Source organism: Pseudomonas sp. AK106 (assembly GCF_053903055.1).
Map to the genome: position 1 here is coordinate 1,519,542 of NZ_CP096426.1, position 21,727 is coordinate 1,541,268.

The 21,727-nt window shown below is 62.5% G+C and carries 19 protein-coding genes and 1 riboswitch; of the genes, 13 read left to right on the forward strand and 6 right to left on the reverse strand.

The window, feature by feature from the left end:
• Positions 1–21 precede the first annotated feature (21 nt).
• Together M1E04_RS06915 and M1E04_RS06920 are read right to left on the reverse strand one after the other, a co-directional pair.
• Positions 22–1,008, reverse strand: coding sequence for a 2-hydroxyacid dehydrogenase (locus tag M1E04_RS06915; protein WP_456292631.1), 987 nt, complete (start codon positions 1,006–1,008; stop codon positions 22–24).
• 155 nt (positions 1,009–1,163) lie between these two features.
• The gene (locus M1E04_RS06920) at positions 1,164–3,917 is read right to left on the reverse strand and encodes a response regulator (protein ID WP_065992855.1); all 2,754 of its coding nucleotides are present in this window, start codon (positions 3,915–3,917) and stop codon (positions 1,164–1,166) included.
• A gap of 349 nt (positions 3,918–4,266) precedes the next feature.
• Between M1E04_RS06920 and M1E04_RS06925 the strand changes: the two genes are divergently transcribed.
• The 7 genes from M1E04_RS06925 to M1E04_RS06955 all read left to right on the forward strand — a co-directional run bounded on the left by M1E04_RS06925 (position 4,267) and on the right by M1E04_RS06955 (position 12,658).
• Positions 4,267–5,013 (forward strand): response regulator transcription factor, encoded by a 747-nt coding sequence (locus M1E04_RS06925; RefSeq protein ID WP_456293155.1) that lies wholly within the window; start codon positions 4,267–4,269, stop codon positions 5,011–5,013.
• Positions 5,014–5,021: 8 nt separating this feature from the next.
• Positions 5,022–6,410: a histidine kinase sensor domain-containing protein gene (locus tag M1E04_RS06930; RefSeq protein ID WP_456292632.1), complete on the forward strand. Its 1,389-nt coding sequence runs from the start codon at positions 5,022–5,024 to the stop codon at positions 6,408–6,410.
• Between the two features lie 82 nt (positions 6,411–6,492).
• The gene (cysM, locus tag M1E04_RS06935; RefSeq protein ID WP_192133866.1) at positions 6,493–7,395 is read left to right on the forward strand and encodes a cysteine synthase CysM; all 903 of its coding nucleotides are present in this window, start codon (positions 6,493–6,495) and stop codon (positions 7,393–7,395) included.
• Positions 7,395–8,750 carry a 23S rRNA (uracil(1939)-C(5))-methyltransferase RlmD gene (rlmD, locus tag M1E04_RS06940; protein ID WP_456292633.1) on the forward strand — a complete coding sequence of 452 codons (1,356 nt, stop codon included), beginning with the start codon at positions 7,395–7,397 and terminating at the stop codon, positions 8,748–8,750. The genes cysM and rlmD overlap by 1 nt, the downstream gene beginning before the upstream one ends.
• A 156-nt stretch (positions 8,751–8,906) precedes the next feature.
• Positions 8,907–11,150: a GTP diphosphokinase gene (gene relA / locus M1E04_RS06945; protein ID WP_065992867.1), complete on the forward strand. Its 2,244-nt coding sequence runs from the start codon at positions 8,907–8,909 to the stop codon at positions 11,148–11,150.
• Between the two features lie 105 nt (positions 11,151–11,255).
• Complete coding sequence (gene mazG / locus M1E04_RS06950; protein WP_456292634.1) at positions 11,256–12,089, forward strand: nucleoside triphosphate pyrophosphohydrolase; 834 nt, start codon at positions 11,256–11,258, stop codon at positions 12,087–12,089.
• Positions 12,090–12,115: 26 nt separating this feature from the next.
• Entirely contained in the window at positions 12,116–12,658 is a 543-nt protein-coding gene (locus tag M1E04_RS06955) for a DUF2058 domain-containing protein (protein WP_065992872.1), read from the forward strand.
• A 73-nt stretch (positions 12,659–12,731) separates the two neighbouring features.
• Here the strand turns inward: M1E04_RS06955 and M1E04_RS06960 are convergent, their stop codons facing one another.
• The 4 genes from M1E04_RS06960 to purM all read right to left on the reverse strand — a co-directional run bounded on the left by M1E04_RS06960 (position 12,732) and on the right by purM (position 15,656).
• On the reverse strand, positions 12,732–12,920 hold the full coding sequence (locus M1E04_RS06960; RefSeq protein ID WP_065992874.1) for a hypothetical protein: 189 nt from the start codon (positions 12,918–12,920) through the stop codon (positions 12,732–12,734).
• Positions 12,921–13,213: 293 nt separating this feature from the next.
• Positions 13,214–13,930: a DUF3108 domain-containing protein gene (locus tag M1E04_RS06965; protein WP_065992876.1), complete on the reverse strand. Its 717-nt coding sequence runs from the start codon at positions 13,928–13,930 to the stop codon at positions 13,214–13,216.
• Positions 13,931–13,938: 8 nt separating this feature from the next.
• On the reverse strand, positions 13,939–14,589 hold the full coding sequence (gene purN / locus M1E04_RS06970) for a phosphoribosylglycinamide formyltransferase (protein WP_296307256.1): 651 nt from the start codon (positions 14,587–14,589) through the stop codon (positions 13,939–13,941).
• Between the two features lie 8 nt (positions 14,590–14,597).
• A complete protein-coding gene (purM, locus tag M1E04_RS06975) occupies positions 14,598–15,656 on the reverse strand; it encodes a phosphoribosylformylglycinamidine cyclo-ligase (protein ID WP_456292635.1) in 1,059 nt (352 codons plus the stop codon).
• Between the two features lie 333 nt (positions 15,657–15,989).
• On the opposite strand from purM, the gene M1E04_RS06980 reads away from it, so the two are divergent.
• From M1E04_RS06980 to M1E04_RS07005, 6 genes are all read left to right on the forward strand, one after another.
• Positions 15,990–17,063, forward strand: a complete 1,074-nt coding sequence (locus M1E04_RS06980; RefSeq protein WP_456293156.1) for a DUF2066 domain-containing protein — start codon at positions 15,990–15,992, stop codon at positions 17,061–17,063.
• A 54-nt stretch (positions 17,064–17,117) separates the two neighbouring features.
• Complete coding sequence (locus M1E04_RS06985; protein ID WP_065992883.1) at positions 17,118–18,191, forward strand: AI-2E family transporter; 1,074 nt, start codon at positions 17,118–17,120, stop codon at positions 18,189–18,191.
• A gap of 216 nt (positions 18,192–18,407) precedes the next feature.
• The gene (hda, locus tag M1E04_RS06990; RefSeq protein ID WP_037011979.1) at positions 18,408–19,112 is read left to right on the forward strand and encodes a DnaA regulatory inactivator Hda; all 705 of its coding nucleotides are present in this window, start codon (positions 18,408–18,410) and stop codon (positions 19,110–19,112) included.
• Between the two features lie 8 nt (positions 19,113–19,120).
• A complete protein-coding gene (locus M1E04_RS06995; RefSeq protein ID WP_456292636.1) occupies positions 19,121–19,894 on the forward strand; it encodes an NAD-dependent deacylase in 774 nt (257 codons plus the stop codon).
• A 66-nt stretch (positions 19,895–19,960) separates the two neighbouring features.
• The gene (locus tag M1E04_RS07000; RefSeq protein WP_456292637.1) at positions 19,961–20,662 is read left to right on the forward strand and encodes a C40 family peptidase; all 702 of its coding nucleotides are present in this window, start codon (positions 19,961–19,963) and stop codon (positions 20,660–20,662) included.
• Between the two features lie 87 nt (positions 20,663–20,749).
• Entirely contained in the window at positions 20,750–21,286 is a 537-nt protein-coding gene (locus tag M1E04_RS07005; protein ID WP_065992892.1) for a C40 family peptidase, read from the forward strand.
• 127 nt (positions 21,287–21,413) lie between these two features.
• Positions 21,414–21,639: riboswitch (cobalamin riboswitch) on the forward strand.
• Positions 21,640–21,727 lie beyond the last annotated feature (88 nt).

Consider the following 21,727-nt stretch of genomic DNA (forward strand, 5'->3'; position numbering starts at 1 on the left):
CGCGACCGGCAGCACGCATGCTTACTGCACCAGATTCTGCGGGCTGCCCGCCGCCCAGCCGGTGATGTTATCCAGCGTAGTCCGGGCGATCGCGCCGAGGGCCTCTTTGGTCAGAAACGCCTGATGGGCGGTGATCACCACATTGGGGAATGTCAGCAGACGGGCCAGCACATCGTCCTGCAGTGGCAGATCCGAGCGGTCCTCGAAAAACAGCTGGGCTTCCTCTTCATAAACGTCCAGCCCGAGGTAGCCCAACTGGCCGCTCTTGAGCGCCTCGATCAGCGCCGGCGTGTTCACCAGTGCGCCGCGCCCGGTATTGATCAGCATCGCGCCGCGCTGCATGCGCGACAGCGAATCCGGGTTGATCAGGTGCCGGGTGTGATCGTTGAGCGGGCAATGCAGGCTGATGATCTGCGCTTCGGCAAGCAGTTCGTCGAGGGGCAGATAACGGGCGCCCAGTGCTTCGACCCGCGGGTTGGGGTACGGATCGTAGGCCAGCAATTGGCAGCCGAAGCCCGCCATGATCCGCGCGAACGTCGCCCCGATCTGGCCGGTGCCGACCACGCCGACGGTCTTGCCCACCAGATCGAAACCGGTCAGGCCGTGCAGGCTGAAATCGCCGTCGCGGGTGCGGTTGTAGGCGCGGTGCAGATGGCGGTTCAGCGAGAGGATCAATGCCACCGCATGTTCGGCGACGGCATGGGGCGAGTAGGCCGGAACCCGCACGACGCTGAGGCCCAGCCGCTTGGCGACGGCGAGATCAACGTGATTGAAACCGGCCGAGCGCAGGGCTATTAATCGGGTGCCGCCTGCGGCCAGTTGCTCCAGCACCGGTGCGCTCAGGTCATCGTTGATGAACGCGCAGACCACCTCGTACTGATCGGCCAGCGCCACCGTGTCCAGCGTCAACCGCGCGGGCTGGAAATGCAGCTCGATTTCCGGGGCGACCTGCGCGCCAAGAAAACTCTCGCGGTCGTAGGTCTGGCTGCTGTAAACAAGCGTGCGCATGGTTGCTCCTTAAATGGCCTGACGTATGGCTGTCGCAGCAAACAAAGGTCCTGTGGGAGTGAGCTTGCTCGCGAAGGCGTCCTGTCAACGCCCTTCATTTGACCTGACCCACCCCCGCAGCCTATCCATCACAGAGCAAAAATCAGTGACCTGGATCAAGCCGTCACGCGCGCCTCGGTTTCCAGTCGGCTGATGGCCTTCTCCAGTTCATCCAGGGCCTTGTCGCTGTCCGCCGATTCCTGTTTCAGCAGGGTCTCGCTGCGCTGGCACGCCGCGCGCAATTGCGGGACGCCGCAGTAACGGGTGGCGCCGTGGAGGCGGTGGACGCGTTCGATCAGCGCGACGTTGTCCCTGGCCTCGCGTGCAGTGAGGATGGCCTCGCGGTCAGTGGCGAGGGAGGCCAGCAGCATCGCCAGCATGTCCGCCGCCAGATCGGCTTTGCCCGCCGCCAGCCGCAGCCCTTCTTCGTGATCAAGGACCTGCAGATTGATGCCGCCCTGAGCGATTTCGATCGGCCGCTCCGGCGCTTGATTGCGCAGCGCCAGCCCGGTCCACTTCAGCACCACCTGCGCCAGTTGGCGCTCGCTGATCGGCTTGGTCAGGTAATCGTCCATGCCGCTCTGCAACAGCGCGCGCTTCTCGTTGGCCATGGCGTGGGCGGTCAGGGCGACAATAGGCAGCGACGTGGCCTGACGCTCGCTCTCCCAGCTGCGAATTTCTTCGGTGGCCTGACGCCCATCCATGCCCGGCATCTGCACGTCCATCAGCACCAGATCGAAGGGTTCATCCTGCACCGCTTGCACCGCCGCATAACCACTGTCGACGGCCTTGACCTTGGCACCCATGTCTTCGAGCAAGGTCTGCACCAGCAATAGATTCGCCGGGTTGTCGTCGACGCACAGAATGCGCGGCGGCCGGCTCGACAGCGGCTCCGGCACCTCGTTGCGCAACTGCTTGGGCTGGATCAGCTCCGACAGCGCGCGGCGCAGTTTGCGCGTACACGCAGGTTTCGCCTGCAACTGGTTGTAGGCGTCGGGCACGGAAAACTGATACAGCGCCTGTTCGGTGGTCGGGCACAGCACCAGCACTTTGCAGTTGAGGTTTTCCAGGTCCCAGATCTGCTGGCGCAGGCGCTCGGGCGGCAGTTCATGGGCGGTAACGCCGAGCACGGCCATGTCGATGGCGTGGGGCGTCTGGTGCACCACCGTCACGCCGTTGATGAGGTTTTCCAGATTGTTGAAGACCATCGGCTGCAGACCGCAGTCTTCCAGTTGGTGCTCAAGCGCCTGACGCGACAGGTCGTGATGCTCCAGCACCGCCACTCGACGGCCCAGCAGCGGCGGGGCGGGCAGGTCTTCGAGGTCGTCGCGGGTTTTCGGCAGCGTCAGGCTGATCCAGAACTCCGAACCTTCCCCCGGCGTGCTCTCGACGCCGATCTCGCCGCCCATCTGCTCGACCAGCCGCTTGGAAATCACAAGCCCCAGACCGGTGCCGCCGGAATGCCGCGACAGGGAATTGTCCGCCTGGCTGAACGCCTGGAACAACGCGCGCACGTCCTGGCTGGACAGGCCGATGCCGGTGTCCTGCACGCTGATGCGCAACTGCACGGTGGTGTCGTGTTCCTCCTCCAGCATCGCCCGCGCAACGATGGTGCCCTCGCGGGTGAACTTGATCGCGTTGCTGACCAGGTTGGTCAGAATCTGCCGCAAGCGCAGCGGATCGCCCACCAGCGACAGTGGCGTGTCGCGATAGACCAGGCTCACCAGCTCCAGCTGTTTGGCGTGGGCGGCGGGGGCGAGGATGGTCAGGGTGTCCTGCAACAGGTCGCGCAGGTTGAACGGGATCGCGTCGAGGACCAGCTTGCCGGCCTCGATCTTCGAGAAATCCAGGATCTCGTTGATGATGCTCAACAGGTTGTCGGCGGATTTTTCGATGGTGCCCAGGTAATCGTACTGACGCGGGGTCAGTTCGCTTTTCTGCAACAGGTGGGTGAAGCCGAGGATGCCGTTGAGTGGCGTGCGGATTTCATGGCTCATATTCGCCAGAAACTCGGATTTGATCCGGCTGGCCTCCAGGGCTTCCTTGCGCGCCAGGTCCAGCTCGATGTTCTGGATCTCGATGGTTTCCAGGTTCTGGCGCACGTCTTCGGTGGCCTGCTCGATGCTGTGCTGCAATTCTTCCTGGGCGTTCTGCAACGTCGCCGCCATGCGGTTGATGCCCGACCCCAGTTCGTCCAGCTCGTAACTGCCCATGGGCGGCAATCGCGCTTCCAGATTACCGTCCTTGAGCTGGGCGACGACGTGTTTGATCTGGGTGATCGGGCCGTTGATGGTGCGGCTCATGCGCAGCGACAGAATGGCGGTCAGACCGAGACCGATGACAATCAGGATGAGGCTGGCGAACAGGCTGCGATAACCGCGCAGCAGGGTGCCGTTGTGGGACAGCTCCAGCTCGACCCAGCCGAGCAGGCGGTCGGCTTCGGCGGGAACCACATCGCCGGTCAGGTGGCGACTGCGCCCGAACACCGGCATCAGGTAGCGGGTCGCGTCGTTTTCCGAGCGCTGCAGCATGTGCGTGCTGTTACCGATGGGGGCCTGATTGATCATGCTGGGACCGGCGTGGGCCAGCATTCCCCGCTCGGCATTGAGGAACGACACCGCGCGCACGTCGGCCTGCTCCAGCACCTGGCCGGCGATGCGTTCGAGCATGGCCTGGTCACCGCTGGCCAGCGCGGCGGCAGACAGCGGCGCCAGCTCGTTGGCAATCATCTCGCCACGCTTGAGCAACTGGGTCTGCAACTCGGTGAGCTGCATCCAGGTGAAATACCCGCCCAGCAGCGCCGCCATCAGGCACGCCGGCAGCAGAGTCAGCAGCATGACGCGGCCTTTGATGCCCACTTTTCTCAGCACACTTCTTCTCCAACAACCCGGCATGAATTCAGGCAACCGCCGCGCCAATGCAGCGTGTGGCGCTCGATCACTGCGCAGTGTAGTCATTTGCGCCTCGTGCACACAGTGCGCCGACGCGTGCCGACCTGATGGAACTGGACACTCCCCTCGTAGGACTGGCTTTAGCCGGAAAGGTATTGGAGGTCACACCGCAAAATTTGCTGGTGCCCAAACCGGCCTCTTCCCGGCTAAACCCGGTCCTACCGAAGCACGTTGCTCCCATTGGAGAACGCATCGCCGGCAGGCCGGCATTGCCCCATGGCGCGCAATCTTGAATAATCCGCTGCTTGAGAATCAATCGCAGACGCCAATGACTCCCGCCAGCATTCACCGCCCCCACATACTCGCCATCGAGGACGATGTCGTGCTCGGTGCGTTCGTTCATGATCAGCTTGATCGCTGCGGGTTTCAGGTGACCTGGTGCCAGAACGGCGTCGAAGGGCTGGCCTGCGCGCAACGCGAACCGTTCGACGTGGTGGTGATGGACATCCTGCTGCCGGGCATGAACGGCCTCGACATCCTCACCCATCTGCGTCGCCGCCACAGCATGCCGATCATCCTCATGTCTGCCCTCGGCGCCGAGGCCGACCGCATCACCGGCTTCCAGAACGGCGCCGACGATTACCTGCCCAAACCCTTCAGCGTCGATGAACTGCGGGTGCGCATCGAGGCGATCCTGCGCCGGGTCGACCTGGAACGTCGCTTCCACGCCCTGACGGCGATCGAGCCCGAGCCCAGCGTCGAAAAAGTCGATGAAGACAGTTTGACCTTCGACGAAGCGCGCTGTGACGTCTTCTTCGCCGACGCCCCGGCGCAATTGACCGGCAGCGAATACCGTCTGCTGGAAACCCTGTGGCGCAATCCCGAAGACGTCCTCAGCAAAGCCTTCCTCTATCAGCACGTCTTGCAGCGCGGCTACTCGCGGCATGACCGCAGCCTGGACATGCACATCAGCCAGATTCGTCGCAAGCTCAACGCCGTCGGCTATCAGGCGCGGCAGCTGCGCACGGTCTGGGGCAAAGGCTACGTCCTCACGGCGGCGGTGGCGGATGCTTGAGGTGTTGAATGCCTGAGTCACGCAAACGGCTGCCCGGCCGGCATTCGCTGTTCTGGAAACTGGCGGTCCTGCTGGTCGGCTTCTGCCTGCTGATGATCTGGCTCAGCTGGTATTGGGGCCGCTACATCGAGACCCGCAACGCCTATCTCAACGCCGAGGCCCATCAGGTGCTGAACGACTATGCGGCGCAGGCCGAACGGGAGTGGAGCCGGGGTGGCCCGCGCGGCGTCGACGAATGGCTGAAGCAGGTCCGTCAGCAGGAACCCGGCTGGGTCGGGGTCATCGGCAGCGATTTGCAATCACTCGGCAGCGCGCGGCTGACCCGCGAGCAGTTTCAACGCCTGACCTTCATGCGCGGCATCGACTGGCCGATGAGCACGCGGCAGAAAACCGTGCCCTGGCTGAAGATCCCGTTTCCCGGTAACCCGGACGCGGGCAGTCTGGTGATCGAACTGCCGGAGCGCTTCAAGCCGGGCCGTTATGCGCTGATCGGGCAGATCCTCACCAACGGGCTGATTCCCGCGCTGTTCACCCTGCTGTTGTGCGTCGGGCTGTATCGCCTGCTGATTCGTCCGCTCAATCAATTGCGCGAACAGGCCAACGCATGGCGCGCCGATCGGCTGACCAGCCGACTGTCGCCGCAAATGACCGAGCGCCGTGATGAACTGGGTGAGCTGAACCGCGCCTTCGACCACATGGCCGCGCGCCTGCACTCGACGGTGCAGGTTCAGCAGCAGTTATTGCGCGATCTTTCCCACGAACTGCGCACGCCCCTGAGTCGCCTGCGGGTGGCCTGCGACAGCGAGCAAAGCCTGCCCGAACTGCGCGAGCGCCTGAGCCGGGAGGTGGATGGCATGCGCCGGCTGGTGGACGACACCCTGCAACTCGCCTGGCTCGACACGGAGCGCGAAAAACTCCCCGGTGAGGACATTCAGGTGGCGGCGCTGTGGGAGATGCTGGTGGATGACGCCTGTTTCGAAACCTGCTGGCCGTCCCGTCAGTTGCGCTGCGATCTGGACAGCGATTGCTGGGTCAGTGGCCATCTCAACACCCTGGCCCAGGCGCTGGAAAACATTCTGCGCAATGCCATCCGCCACTCACCGCCCGAGGGCATCGTGCGCCTGGACGGTCGGCGTGAGGGCGATGACTGGCTTTTGTGGCTCGAAGATCAAGGCGGCGGGATCGACGAGGGCGATCTCGAGCGGATCTTCGCGCCGTTCATCCGCCTCGACGGTGCACGCCCGGGCGACGGTGGTTTCGGCCTGGGTCTGAGCATCGCGCGCAACTCGCTGCGCCTGCAGGGCGGGGACTTGTGGGCCGAGAATACCGGGCAGGGCTTGAGGATGATCATGCGGTTGCCGGCGCGGAACAATCCGCCTTATTCCATTCAGCGATAACCCCCTCACTTTGCGTGATATGGGCTGGCGGCGATTGCCGGTATGATAGGCGACCCCCGCACGTCTGGATCGCGAACACGCCATGACCCTGCAGTATCAAACCATCGCCGATTGCGTCGGCAACACCCCGCTGGTGCGTCTGCAACGCATGGCCGGGAACACCAGCAACACGTTGCTGCTCAAGCTCGAAGGCAATAACCCGGCCGGTTCCGTGAAGGACCGCCCGGCGCTGTCGATGATTACCCGCGCCGAACTGCGCGGGCAGATCCACCCCGGCGACACCCTGATCGAAGCCACCTCCGGCAACACCGGCATCGCCCTGGCCATGGCCGCGGCGATCAAGGGCTACCGCATGATTCTCATCATGCCCGACAATTCCAGCGCCGAGCGCAAGGCCGCCATGACCGCTTATGGCGCCGAGCTGATTCTGGTCAGCAAGGAAGAGGGCATGGAAGGCGCCCGTGACATGGCCGAGCGCATGCAGGCCGAAGGCCACGGCAAAGTGCTCGACCAGTTCGCCAACGGCGACAATCCCCAGGCGCACTACGTCGGCACCGGCCCGGAAATCTGGCGGCAGACCGGCGGCACCGTCACCCATTTCATCAGCTCCATGGGCACCACCGGCACCATCATGGGCACTTCGCGCTTCCTCAAGGAACAGAACCCGGACATCCAGATCGTCGGCCTCCAGCCTATGGATGGCGCGTCGATTCCGGGCATTCGCCGCTGGCCTCAGCAATACCTGCCGAGTATTTATCAGGCCGACCGCGTTGACCGGATTCTGGACATGGGCCAAGCCGAAGCCGAGGATGTCATGCGTCGTCTGGCACGGGAAGAAGGTATTTTCTGCGGCGTGTCGTCGGGCGGCTCCGTCGCCGGGATGCTGCGGCTGTCGCAGGAAGTCGAAAACGCGGTGATGGTCGCGATCATTTGTGACCGCGGCGACCGTTACCTGTCGACCGGCGTCTACGATGCGCCCAACTGATGGCCAAGCGTGATGCAGGCCTGCGTTTCCAGCCCAGCGGCGGCACCCGGGCCCCGCAGGTCCCCACCGGTAAAAAACAACACCTGACCATCGAGCGGCTGGCCAACGACGGTCGCGGCATCGCTTTCGTCGACGGCCGCACCTGGTTTGTCATGGGCAGTCTGGCCGGCGAAGAGGTCGAGGCCCGCGTGCTCAATGCCCACGGCAAAGTGGTCGAAGCCCGCACCGAGCGCGTGTTCCAGGCCAGTCCTGTGCGCCGGCCAGCCGCGTGCCCGCATTTTGGCCGTTGCGGCGGCTGCAGCACCCAGCACATGCCCCACGCCGAACAGCTCGCCCTGAAACAGAGCATGCTTGCCGAGCAATTGAGCCGCATCGCCGGGGTCGAGCCGCAGGAATGGGCCGCGCCCCTGACCGGCGATGAATACGCCTACCGCCGCCGCGCCCGCGTCGCCGTGCGCTGGGACGTCCGCGCCAAACGCCTGGACGTCGGATTCCGCGCCGCCGCGAGTCAGGACATCATCGCCATCGAACAATGCCCGGTGCTGGTACAGGCCTTGCAACCGATCATGACAGCGTTGGCGCCCATGCTCCGCCGTCTGAGCAAACCTCAGGCGCTGGGACATGTCGAGCTGTTCAGCGGTTCGGCCAATGCCGTGCTGCTGCGGCACACTGCGCCGTTGCCTGAGAGCGATCTCACAATCCTCAAGGCATTTTGCGACACCCATGACGCGCAACTGTGGTTGCACGGCGAAGGCGAACCGCAACCGGTCGACCCTTCCGCGCAACTGGGCTACCGCCTGGAACCGTGGAATCTGTCCCTGGCCTATCGCCCTGGCGACTTCGTGCAGGTCAATGCTCAGGTCAACACCGCGATGATCGAACAGGCGCTGGCCTGGCTCGCGCCGGACAAGGACGAACGAGTGCTGGACTTGTTCTGCGGGCTTGGTAACTTCGCCCTACCGCTGGCGCAAATAACGCGCGACGTGGTGGCTGTGGAGGGCGTCGAGGCCATGGTTCAGCGGGCGACGGCCAATGCCGCCGGCAACGGTTTAAGCAACGTGACGTTTTATCAGGCCGATCTGTCGCAGCCACTGGACAAGGCGGCCTGGGTGGCGGAAGGTTTCGCCGCAGTGCTGCTCGATCCGCCGCGTGACGGGGCGGTCGAAACAGTGGGCAAGCTCAAGTCGCTGGGCGCTCAACGCGTCCTTTATGTGTCGTGCAACCCGGCCACGCTGGCGCGCGACACGGTTGAATTGATCAAGCAGGGCTACCGTTTAAAACGTGCCGGAATCCTCGATATGTTCCCGCAGACAGCGCATGTCGAGGCGATGGCGTTATTTGAAGCGAGCAAGTGAGGCGGCGGCTCAGGAAATGCCGATGCCTTACACGGAGTCTCGTTTAATCCGACTGGCCCGCGCGTACACGACCTTGCATGGCCCGCAAGGCGCACGCGCTCAAGAAGGCCGGCGACTGATGGCGCATTTCATCGCGCCGTAGGGAAGGTAAGCAACATGGTACAGGTGAGACCCCACCAGCCGATCAACACAGACGGCAGTATCAACCTCGACGCGTGGCTGGATCACGTGGTCAGCGTCGACCTCGCAGTGGACCGACAGGCCCTTAAAGAGGCCTGTGAATTTGCCCGGCACGCCGAGCAACAGGACAACGCCGCCAAGAACCTCTGGGCGGAGGGCACGTCGAGTTTTCAGACGGGCCTGGAAATCGCTGAAATCCTGGCCGACCTCAAGCTCGACCAGGACTCACTCGTCGCCGCCGTGATTTACCGCGGCGTGCGCGAAGGCAAGATCTCGCTGCCCGACGTCAACCAGCGCTTCGGCCCCACCGTCACCAAGCTCATCGACGGCGTGCTGCGCATGGCGGCCATCAGCGCCAGTCTCAGCCCGCGGCAATCGCTGGTGCTCGGCACTCAGGCCCAGGTCGAAAACCTGCGCAAGATGCTGGTGGCCATGGTCGACGACGTGCGCGTCGCGCTGATCAAGCTGGCCGAACGCACCTGCGCCATCCGTGCGGTGAAGAACACCGACGATGAGAAGCGCAACCGCGTCGCCCGGGAAGTCTTCGACATCTACGCACCCCTGGCCCACCGGCTGGGCATCGGTCACATCAAATGGGAGCTGGAGGACCTGTCCTTCCGTTACCTGGAGCCCGAGCAGTACAAGCAGATCGCCAAACTGCTGCACGAACGCCGCCTTGATCGCGAGCGCTTCATCACCGACGTCATGTCGCAGCTTGAGAACGAGCTGCTGGCCACCGGCGTCAAGGCCGACATCAGCGGCCGGGCCAAGCACATCTACTCGATCTGGCGAAAAATGCAGCGCAAAGGTCTGGAGTTCAGCCAGATCTACGACGTGCGCGCCGTTCGCGTGCTGGTGCCGGAGATGCGCGATTGCTACACCGCCCTCGGCATCGTCCACACCCTGTGGCGGCACATTCCCAAGGAATTCGACGACTACATCGCCAACCCCAAGGAAAACGGCTATCGCTCCCTGCACACGGCGGTGATCGGTCCGGAAGGCAAGGTGCTGGAAGTGCAGATCCGCACCCACGCCATGCACGAAGAAGCCGAGCTGGGGGTCTGCGCGCACTGGAAGTACAAGGGCACCGACGTCAAATCCGGTTCCAATCACTACGAAGAGAAAATCTCCTGGCTGCGTCAGGTCCTCGAGTGGCATGAGGAGCTGGGTGATATCGGCGGGCTGGCGGAACAGCTGCGCGTCGACATCGAGCCCGACCGCGTCTACGTGTTCACCCCGGACGGTCACGCGATCGACCTGCCCAAGGGCGCGACGCCGCTGGACTTCGCCTACCGCGTGCACACCGAAATCGGCCACAACTGCCGTGGCGCCAAGATCAACGGCCGCATCGTCCCGCTCAACTACAGCCTGCAGACCGGCGAGCAGGTCGAGATCATCACCAGCAAGCACGGCACGCCGAGCCGCGACTGGCTGAACTCGAACCTGGGTTACATCACCACGTCCCGGGCGAGGGCGAAGATCGTGCACTGGTTCAAGCTGCAGGCGCGCGACCAGAACGTCGCCGCCGGCAAGGTGCTGCTGGAGCGCGAACTGGCGCGTCTGGCGCTGCCTCAGGTGGACTTCGACAAGCTGGCCGAGAAGGCCAACATGAAGATCGCCGACGACATGTTCGCCGCCCTCGGTGCCGGCGACCTGCGCATTGCTCAGTTGGTCAATCTGGCTCAGCAACTGGTCGAGCCGGAACGCGGCAACGAGCAGCTGGAGCTGATTCCACGCAAGGCCACGGGCTACAAACCGGGCAAGCGCGGGGACATTCAGATCCAGGGCGTCGGCAACCTGATGACCCAGATGGCCGGCTGCTGCCAGCCGCTGCCGGGCGATGCGATCGTCGGTTACATCACCCAGGGCCGCGGCGTGAGCATTCACCGTCAGGACTGCGCCTCGGTGCTGCAACTGGGCGGGCGCGAACCCGAGCGGATCATTCAGGTCAGCTGGGGCCCGGTGCCGGTGCTCACCTACCCGGTGGACATCATCATCCGTGCCTACGACCGGTCGGGCCTGCTGCGCGACGTTTCGCAGATCCTGCTCAACGAGCGCATCAACGTCCTGGCGGTCAACACCCGCTCGAACAAGGAAGACAACACCGCGCTGATGTCGCTGACCATCGAGATCCCGGGCCTGGACGCGCTGGGCCGGCTGCTGGGGCGCATCTCGCAACTGCCGAACATCATCGAAACGCGGCGAAACAGAACGCCGTGAGGCGTAGCTGCAAGCTACAAGCGGCAAGCCACAAGCTGCAAGCTGTACGCGCACGGCTTGAAGCTTGTGGCTTGCCGCTTGAAGCTGTGACCAAAGGGATCCCTCATGTATAGCCTCCAAGACCTGCTCACGCTCATGGCCCGTCTGCGCGATCCGCAATTCGGTTGCCCGTGGGACGTGAAGCAGAATTACGCGAGCATCGTGCCGCACACCCTCGAAGAAGCCTACGAAGTGGCCGACGCCATTGAGCGCGGCGATTTCGATGACCTGCGCGGTGAGCTGGGCGATCTGCTGTTTCAAGTGGTGTACTACTGCCAACTGGCGCGGGAAGAAGGGCGCTTCGAGTTCGATGGCGTGGTGGACGGTATCACCCGCAAACTGATTCGCCGTCATCCCCACGTGTTCCCGACCGGCGATCTGTACGCGCCGCTGGAAACCCCGCGTCTCAGCGAAGAGCAGGTCAAGCACCGCTGGGAACAGATCAAAGCCGAGGAACGCGCCGAGAAGGCCAGTGCACCCGAGCAGCTGTCCCTGCTGGACGATGTGCCGGGCGTATTGCCGGCGCTGTCGCGGGCGGCGAAGCTGCAGAAGCGCGCGTCCCAGGTCGGGTTCGATTGGCCGGACGCCTTGCCGGTGGTCGATAACGTCCGTGAGGAGCTCGACGAAGTCCTCGAAGCCATGGCTGACAGCGACAGCGCGGGGATCACCGAAGAAGTCGGCGATCTGCTGTTTGCCGCCGTCAATCTGGCCCGCCACCTCAAGGTTGATCCGGAAAATGCCCTGCGCGCCGCCAATGCCAAATTCGAGCGGCGCTTCAGATTTATCGAACAGGCCTTGCGCGACACCCGGCGCCCCATCGAAGATTGCAGCCTCGAAGAGATGGATGCGCTCTGGGGCGAAGCCAAGCGTCAGGAAAAGATCACGCCCAACTGCGGTTGAGTTGACTATTTAGAGAGAGAAGACAGATGGCGGGTATTTCCCTTCGTGACCAGTTGCTGAAAGCCGGACTGGTCAATGAAAAACAGGCGAAGCAGGCCAGCAAGAGCAAGCAGAAGGAGCAACGTCTGGTGCACAAGGGCCAGGCGGTGGCGGACGACACCAGCCAGCGCGCTGCCCAGGAAGCGATGGCCGAGAAAGCCAAACGTGACCAGGAATTGAATCGTCAGCAGCAGGAAAAAATCGAGCAGAAAGCCCGTGCCGCACAGGTCAAGCAACTGATCGAAGCCACGCGCCTGCCGAAGCTGACCACCGAGGACTACTACAACTTCGTCGATGACAAGAAGGTCAAGCGCCTGTCCGTCAACGCCCTGATGCGCAGCAAACTGAGCAACGGCTCGCTGGCCATTGTGCACCACGGCGGCAGCTACGAGGTGATCCCCCGCGAAGCCGCCCTCAAGGTGCAGGAGCGCGATCCGCGCCGTATCGTCATGCTCAGCGCGCCGACCGAAGAGCCGGATGGCGACGATCCGTACGCTGCGTATAAGATCCCGGATGACCTGATGTGGTAAGCGCCCGTCGCTCACTCAGCTAAAACAACAAAACCCGCCACGTGGCGGGTTTTGTTTTGCTGCGATTCCGAAATTACGAATGACTGGCCTCAAGCTTTGCTTCTTGCTCGGCAAGCTCTGCTGCGTAACGCTGTGCGTCCGATTCGTAATGAAACATCCCTACCAGCTGGTCCTGTTGGCGTACATCCCAGATCTGGATGCCATCGGCGATGCTTTCGTGGGAGATGTGGGCGTCGTCGCGTTCAGTAACAGTTACGGTCATAGTGCAAACTCCTGACTTTTGGAAATCTGCGGCAGGACGTCGCAGGCCTTCTTTATAGTTTTCGGCGGCCGACCAAGTAAACGCGCGCATCCGGCAACAGTTATTTACCAAATCCGTAACAGTGCGCTAAATGCTTGTATCTGAAGGGTGTGCGGCGTTTTGTCACACTCGGTTGAAGGCCATGAAGAATGTTTCATGTAGGCCTGAATCACTGATCGACGCCAAAAAAAACCCCGCCATGAAGGCGGGGTTTTCGTATTGCGCTCGATGTAGGCGTGAATCAGCTGGCTGAATTAGCTGCCCTTGACCGACTTACCGTTCACCGTGCCGTCCTGCAGCATGATGTTGTATTCCTTGCCGTCGGTTTCAACCTGTTGAAGGCGAACCAGCAGGTAGTCGTAGTCCTTGGCGAACCACATCACGGTGATGCGCTTGTTCTGCGTCGGGTCACGCACGCGTTCGACCTTGATGGCGTCGACCGAACCGACTTTGGTCTCGACCTTTTCAGTGCCGAGCACGCGGAAGTCATAGGTGTCGATTTCGTCACCGTCGACGACCTGGTACGACATGCTCTTTTTGCCCGCCGCTACGTCATGCTGCAGCGCGAGCTGGTAGGTGGACTTGTCGAGGACACCGGCATTCAGCGGGATTTTCACCGCGTCGCCACGGTCCGAACCGGTGATGAATTTGGTGGGCCAGTCGAATACCAGATCGACCGTTTTGCTCTTGCCCAGGCCGCCACGTTCGAAGTGGTAGGTCTGCGGCAGCAGTTGATCCTTGTCGACTTTGATCGTGCTGACTTCGGTCAGGCTGGCGATCATCATCGATGCCTTGAAATTCAGGGTCCAGGTGCCGTTGGCGTTCTTCTCGAGGCTGCGGGTGGCGCTGCCACCGCTCATGGGCAGCTGTTTCCAGTCAGCGGTGTAGCTGGCGGAAAAAGGTTGAAGGTCTGCCGCGTTGACTGCGGGAAGTGCGAACAGAGCGAAAGCGAAGAGCAAAGCGCGACGCATAATATCTCCTAATGTCGGATCAAGTGGCCGCTGGGCCCTAAGGGCTGGCCGTCCAGTGAGGCGCCGTGTTCGTCGAGGGTCAGTCGTCCTTCGGCGAACCAGCGAATGGCCAGGGGATAAATCAAGTGTTCCTGGGCGTGTACCCTCTGTGCCAGCGTGGCGGGCGTGTCGTGCAACTCTACAGAAACAACTGCCTGTACGACCAGAGGCCCCCCATCGAGTTCCTCGGTGACAAAGTGCACGCTGCAGCCATGGTCGGCATCGCCGGCCTCCAGCACGCGTTGATGGGTGTGCAGGCCTTTATACCGCGGAAGCAGGGAAGGGTGAATGTTCAGCAGGCGGCCATGGTAGTGGCGGACGAACCCGGGCGTGAGGATGCGCATGAATCCGGCGAGCACCACCAGCGACGGCTGAAACGAATCGATGGCCTCGATCAGCGCCGCATCGAAGGCCTCGCGACCTTCGTAGCCGGTGTGATCGAGCACGCGGGTGTCGATTCCCGCACGGGCGGCCCGCTCAAGCCCGAAGGCATCGGCGCGGTTGGAAATCACCGCACGGATGCGCGCAGGGCTCGCGCTGTCCTGAAAGCTGTCGATCATTGCCTGCAGGTTACCGCCAGTGCCGGACAGCAGCACCACCACATCACAGGGTTGGGGCATGTCAGGCATTAATGAGCCTTGACGTTCTTCAGCTCGACTTGTGCAGCGCCTTGGGCAGCGGTGCCGATCTGGCCGATGACCCACGGCTGCTCACCGGCTTCACGCAGGGCATTCAGCGAGACTTCAACGTGTTCCTGAGCGACACAGATGACCATGCCGACGCCGCAGTTCAGCACGCGGTGCATTTCATGCTCATCGACGTTGCCTTTTTCCTGCAGCCAGTCAAAGACCGCCGGACGGGTCCAGCTGGCCACGTCGACGATGGCCTGAGCGCCTTCTGGCAGCACGCGCGGGATGTTGTCCAGCAGGCCGCCACCGGTGATGTGGGCCATGGCTTTCACCGCGCCGGTGTCTTTGATCAGCTTGAGCAGCTGCTTGACGTAAATGCGGGTTGGCGCCATCAGCAGGTCGGTGAGCGGCTTGCCGTCGAGCTGGATGGTGTCGATATCGGCACCCGACACGTCGATGATCTTGCGGATCAGCGAGTAGCCGTTGGAGTGCGGACCGGAAGACGGCAGGGCGATCAGTGCGTCGCCGGCGGCCACCTTCGAGCCGTCGATGATGTCAGCTTTCTCCACGACACCGACGCAGAAGCCGGCCAGGTCGTAGTCTTCGCCTTCGTACATGCCGGGCATTTCAGCGGTCTCGCCGCCGACCAGCGAGCAGCCAGCCAGTTCGCAGCCCGTGCCGATGCCGGTCACCACTTGAGCCGCGGTGTCGACGTTGAGTTTGCCGGTGGCGTAGTAGTCGAGGAAGAACAGCGGTTCAGCGCCGCAGACCACCAGATCGTTGACGCACATGGCGACCAGGTCGATGCCGATGGTGTCGTGTTTGTTCAGATTCAGTGCCAGGCGCAGCTTGGTGCCGACACCGTCGGTGCCGCTCACCAGAACAGGCTGCTTGTAGCCGGCCGGGATTTCGCACAGAGCGCCGAAGCCCCCGAGCCCGCCCATCACTTCCGGGCGCTTGGTGCGCTTGGCGACGCTCTTGATGCGTTCGACCAGCGCTTCACCGGCGTCGATGTCAACACCGGCGTCTTTGTAGCTCAGGGAGGGTTGCTTGCTCATGATCCAGGCCTTTAAGGGGGGGATTCGGGGTAACGACCGAGTGGCAACGACGCGGGGGCCGTGTCATCGCCGGTCTGCGAAGGCGCGCGATTTTATCAGGGTTGGGCGCAAGCGGCCATCCTTGGGCCGACGGGCAGGACAATGGTGAAGAAAAAATAACCCGGTTTATCCCGCCGCACCCGTTCGTCGACAGAGGGATCCGGTGTAACGTTGGCGCCTGAGTGAGCGATTCGGACGCGTCTGCGGTCAGAGTCGGGTCATTCGTCTTTATGCAGCTATTTATAGCGTTGCCTTTTTACCCAGCGGGAATCTTTCATGCGTCCACCTTCATTCATGCGCCTAAAAAACTGCCTGTTCGCAGGGTGCCTCTCATTGATGAGTCTGCCGGCGCTCGCCGAGACGGTGAACACTCTTTATCAGGTGCGCGAGCCCGTCAGCGGCCAGACCCCTGACGAAAAAACCCGCGCCACCCAGGCCGCGCTGGAAACCCTGGTCATCCGCTTGACCGGCGACCCCAAGGCCGTGCAGAACGGTGGCCTTGCCGACGTGCGCAAGGACCCTCAACAAATCATCAGCCAGTATGGTTATGACGCCGGCCCGCCGGAAACCCTCCAGGTCGACTTCGACCCGTCGAGCACCGAGCGCGTGCTGCGGCAGGCCGGGCTGTCGTTGTGGGGTTCCAACCGTCCGGTAATCATGGCCTGGTGGCTGAACGACGCGACTGACGGCGCCAACCTGGTCGGCGACGGCCAATCCTCCGCCGAGCCTTTGCGCCGCGCGGCTCAGCACCGCGGTCTGCCGCTGCGTCTGCCACTGGCGGACCTGGGCGAGCAGGGTATCGGCAACGCCAAGACCCTCGACGGCAACAACGTCGGCCCGCTCAAGGAGGCTTCCGAGCGCTACGGTTCGGATGCGATTCTGGCGGTTCACGCGCAGGAGAATGGCGGCCAGTGGCAGGGCAAATGGCACCTGTGGCTGGGTGACAAGATGGAGCAGGGCAGTGCCAGCGGCGCCAGCTCGGCGGAAATGGCCGACGCGGTGCTGTTGGCGGTGAGCCAGCGCCTGGCGCCACGCTTTGTGGTCAAACCGGGCGCTTCGACGGGCATGGTGCTGGACGTACAGGGCATGAATCTTGAGCGTTACGCGCAGCTGTTGCACCTGCTCGAACCCTTCGGAGGCCGTCTGAAATCAGCCGAGGGTGACCGTATCGCCTTCGATGTCAGCGGCAGCCCCGATCAGTTGCGTTCCCAGTTGGCGCTGGCGAAACTGCAGGAAGTGCCGGCGGGTGAAATCGCCAGTGCGCCGGACAGTTCTGCGGCCAATCCCGCGCCGGTTTCCGCGGACGGCACGCCAGCGGCACCGCAGCCGCCCGCTGTTTCCGACAGCGCATTGCACTTCCGTTGGTGAACAGGTTCATAACGACGTTGCACGAAGCACATCATCCTGGGGAAAGAGGCAGTAATGACTGATACGCGTCGTTGGTTCTGGCTGGGCGGGGTTGTCCTGGTCTGTTTGTTCGTCTGGCTGCTGCATTCGATTCTGACCCCGTTCCTGGTGGCGCTGCTGCTGGCGTACATGGGCGATCCGCTGGCAGACCGGCTGGAAAAGCTGAAGCTGTCGCGCACCATGAGTGTGGTGACGGTGTTTCTGTTGTTCACCCTGATCTTCATGGGCCTGCTGTTGGTGCTGGTGCCGATGCTGGCCAAGCAGCTTTATCGCCTGTACGAACTGGCGCCGCAGATTCTCGACTGGCTGCAGCACACCGCGATGCCGTGGGCGCAGGCCAAACTGGGGCTGGCAGAAGGGTTCTGGAAGTTCGACAAGGTCAAGGCGGCGATCTCGGAGCACATGGGTCAGACCGGCGACATCGTCGGCATCGTCCTGTCCCAGGCCACAACCTCGACCCTGGCGCTCATCGGCTGGCTGACCAATCTGGTGCTGATCCCGGTGGTCTGTTTCTACCTGCTGCGTGACTGGGACGTGATGATGGCGAAGGTGCGCAGCCTGCTGCCGCGTCATCGCGAGAAGAAAATCGTCGCACTGGCGGATGAATGCCATGAAGTTCTGGGTGCGTTCATCCGTGGCCAGTTGCTGGTGATGGTCGCGCTGGGCGTGATTTACGCCGCCGGCCTGATGCTGGTCGGGCTGGAACTGGGGCTGTTGATTGGTGTCATTGCCGGTCTGGCGGCCATCGTGCCGTACATGGGCTTCGTCATCGGCATCGGCTCGGCGATTCTGGCCGGTTTCTTCCAGTTCGGCGGCGACCTGTACCCGATGCTGGGCATCGTCGCGGTGTTCATGGTCGGTCAGGCGCTGGAAGGCATGGTGCTGACGCCGCTGCTGGTGGGTGACCGCATCGGCCTGCACCCGGTGGCGGTGATCTTCGCGATTCTGGCGGGCGGCGAGCTGTTCGGATTCACCGGTATCCTGCTGGCGTTGCCGGTGGCGGCGGTGATCATGGTCCTGGTGCGCCATGTTCATGACCTGTACAAGGATTCGGACATCTACGGCGGTCTGGACGACCTGGATCTCTGATTCCCGCGAATCAGGATTCGTGAAGGCGCGCGGTGTTCACCGCGCGTCTCTTTCCTCCACGGCATTGTCCCGTAATCCCCTGTCATACCAGTGACCTGCGCAAGCCTTTGATTTTGCTGGCGGTCTGCCGCATTGTGCGGCCAGCCCTGCGGGTATAGACTTTGCACACTTTTCACAGAGGCCCCTTGGCGGTTCGTCACGAACCGTTCAGCCAGCATGAAACCAGTTCAGCTGCCCCTGAGTGTGCGTCTGCGTGATGACGCCACCTTCATCAATTACTATCCAGGCGCCAATGCCGCTGCACTCGGCTATGTCGAGCGGCTGTGCGAAGCCGAGGCCGGCTGGACAGAAAGCCTCATCTACCTGTGGGGCAAGAACGGGGTAGGGCGCACGCATCTGTTGCAGGCTGCCTGCCTGCGCTTCGAACAGATGGGCGAGCCGGCGGTTTACCTGCCGATGGCCGAACTTCTCGATCAAGGTGTCGGCCTGTTCGATCATCTGGAGCAGTACGAGCTGGTGTGCCTCGACGACCTGCAAGCGGTGGTCGGCAAACCCGAGTGGGAAGAAGCGTTGTTCCACCTGTTCAACCGCCTGCGCGACAGCGGCCGACGCTTGCTCATCGCCGCTTCATGCTCGCCCCGGGAGCTGCCGGTCAAACTGGCGGACCTGAAATCCCGGCTGACCATGGCGCTGGTGTTCCAGATGCGCCTCTTGTCCGACGAAGAAAAACTCCGCGCTCTGCAACTGCGCGCGTCCCGTCGGGGCCTGCACCTCACCGATGAGGTGGGGCATTTCATCCTCACCCGCGGCAAGCGCAGCATGAGCGCGCTGTTCGACTTGCTTGAGCAACTCGATCAGGCATCGCTGCAGGCCCAGCGCAAGCTGACCATTCCCTTCTTGAAAGAAACCCTCGGTTGGTAAGCGAGTCCGTGGTCGATCCGGCCCTGGTCCTGCAAACCGCAGCAGCCTTGCGCCACGCCACGCGGATTTTGATCATTACCGGTGCCGGCCTGTCGGCGGATTCAGGGTTGCCGACCTATCGCGGCGTCGGTGGCTTGTACAACGGCGAGACCGACGACGGCCTGCCCATCGAAATGGCCTTGTCCGGCCCGATGTTGCGGCGTGATCCGGCGCTGTGCTGGAAGTACATCGCACAATTGAGCAGCGCTTGCCTGGGCGGACGTCCCAATGCGGCGCACTACGCCATCGCTGAATTGCAGCGGCGCAAGCCGGAGTGCTGGGTATTGACGCAAAACGTCGACGGCTATCACAGGGCGGCGGGCAGTCCGCCAGAGCGGTTGATCGAGATCCACGGACAGCTGGCGCCGCTGTACTGTCAATCTTGTGGCGCCGTAGATCCGCAGTTAAGCGAGCACCTTAGTCGACCACTGCCACCGCTGTGCCCCCGCTGTAGTGGCGTTTTGAGGCCATCGGTGGTGTTGTTTCAGGAGATGTTGCCGGAGTTGGCATTGAATGTGCTTCAGGAGGAGATGGCAAAAGGTTTTGACGCTGTGCTCAGCATCGGAACCACTGCCAGCTTCCCGTACATTCATGAGCCCATGCTGCGCGCTCGGGTGACGGGCGGCTTTACTGCCGAGATAAACCCTTCGCCGACCGATCATTCCGCGCACATGGATGCGTTTCTGAGGTGTAGAGCCTTAGAAGTGATGGACGACATCGTAAGTCACATTTGTTTCGATTGAATTTGCAAATGGGTACGATTGAAGGCATAGTCTCGGCTTCTTTACACTTCAGCCACGGTCGTGCACATGCTAAACCGCTTCGCACCCCTCGTGCCTCTCGCACTCGTCACGCTGTTGTTCGGCTGCGCGGCCCAGATGCCGACGTCGCAACAACAGTCGCAAAACCCCCAGTTCCGGGACTCTGCCACCGCTCAATCCGCCAGCAAGCGTGCTGATTACGCATCCTCCGTACTGGATGACGAAGTCGCTACCGAAGATGAACTCGCTCAATTTGCCGACAACAAGCCTTACCGCCTGCCGGTTCTGGCTGACAGCATCCTCGAACGCGGCAAATCCTTGATAGGCACTCGCTATCGCTTCGGCGGTACGTCGACCACCTCCGGTTTCGATTGCAGCGGTTTCATCGGTTATCTGTTCCGTGAAGAGGCGGGCATGAGCCTGCCGCGTTCTTCCCGCGAAATGATCAATATCGATGCCCCCCTCATCAAGCGCAATGACCTCAAGCCAGGCGATCTGCTGTTCTTCAGCACCGCCGGCCGCGGCCGTGTCAGCCATGCCGGCATCTATCTGGGCGATGATCAGTTCATCCACTCCAGCAGTCGTCGCAGTGGCGGAGTCCGTGTCGACAGCCTCGACGATGCCTATTGGGCCAAGACATTCATCGAAGCCAAACGCGCGCTGGCAATGGCACCTGTAACGGCATCGTCAACGGTACCTGCAACTACCACCGCGATGACCTCGACTACAATCAAGCGCCAGCACCGTTAATTCCGGGCGCGCAAAGGGCCTGACCCTCTTGCGTGCAATCCCGGCTCTCGGCAAAGTAAGCTGCACCCCGCACAGGTTGTCGTGTTTATGTCGTTAACGGTTCGCCTGATCGTCGCCTCCCTGGCTGTGCTGCTGGCCGCATGTTCCAGCACGCCACCGCCCGCTCCACGCAAGGTCGTCTACCGGCCTGTGGTGTCCGCTCCTCCCCAGTTTTCTTCACCGCTCGCCGACGACGTCCTGTTGCGCGCGATCGGCCTTGTCGGCACGCCCTATCGCTGGGGCGGCAACACGCCTGATTCGGGTTTCGATTGCAGTGGCCTGATCGGCTACGTCTACCACGACGCCGCGGGCATCACCCTGCCTCGGTCGACGCGGGAAATGATCACCCTGCGCGGGCCTGACATCGATCGCAGTCAGTTGCAGACCGGTGATCTGGTGTTCTTCGCCACCAGTGGCGGCTCCCACGTCAGTCACGCCGGCATCTACGTCGGGGAAGGGCGGTTCGTCCACGCGCCGGCCACTGGCGGCACGGTCAAACTCGACAGTCTCGACAAGCCGTATTGGCAAAAGGCCTGGCTGAATGCCAAGCGCGTCATCCAGCCATCGAACCTCGCCAGGCAATAGCGACTTCCTGAGCAATGTGCTCATCCGCTGTTGCTGGGTGAGCACGTATGCCTTTCAGGGTGAAATCCCGTTTAGCCGGAGGCGGTCTGCCTACGGTTCGATTGACGCTCCCGAGTCAACCCTCTAACCTTCGCGCCATGTTTCAGGTGCCCGGGACCCGTCAGGTCCGCAGGGTGAAACAGGGAAGCCGGTGCGATTGCTCGTGTGATCAATTCCGGCGCTGCCTCCGCAACGGTAGATGAGTCAAAGCCACGCACAATGCCACTGTGTTCGCTGAACATGGGAAGGCGCCTGGCCTGCCACGGTTGTGGCAACTCGTGAGTCCGGAGACCGGCCTGATCCATCGAAAAGCATCACGGAGGGCGATGCTCTGCTGCAGGCCGGGTTTTGCCCAGTGCCTGCTGACAGTCTTTGCCTGTGCCCTCCGTTTGCCACACTTGC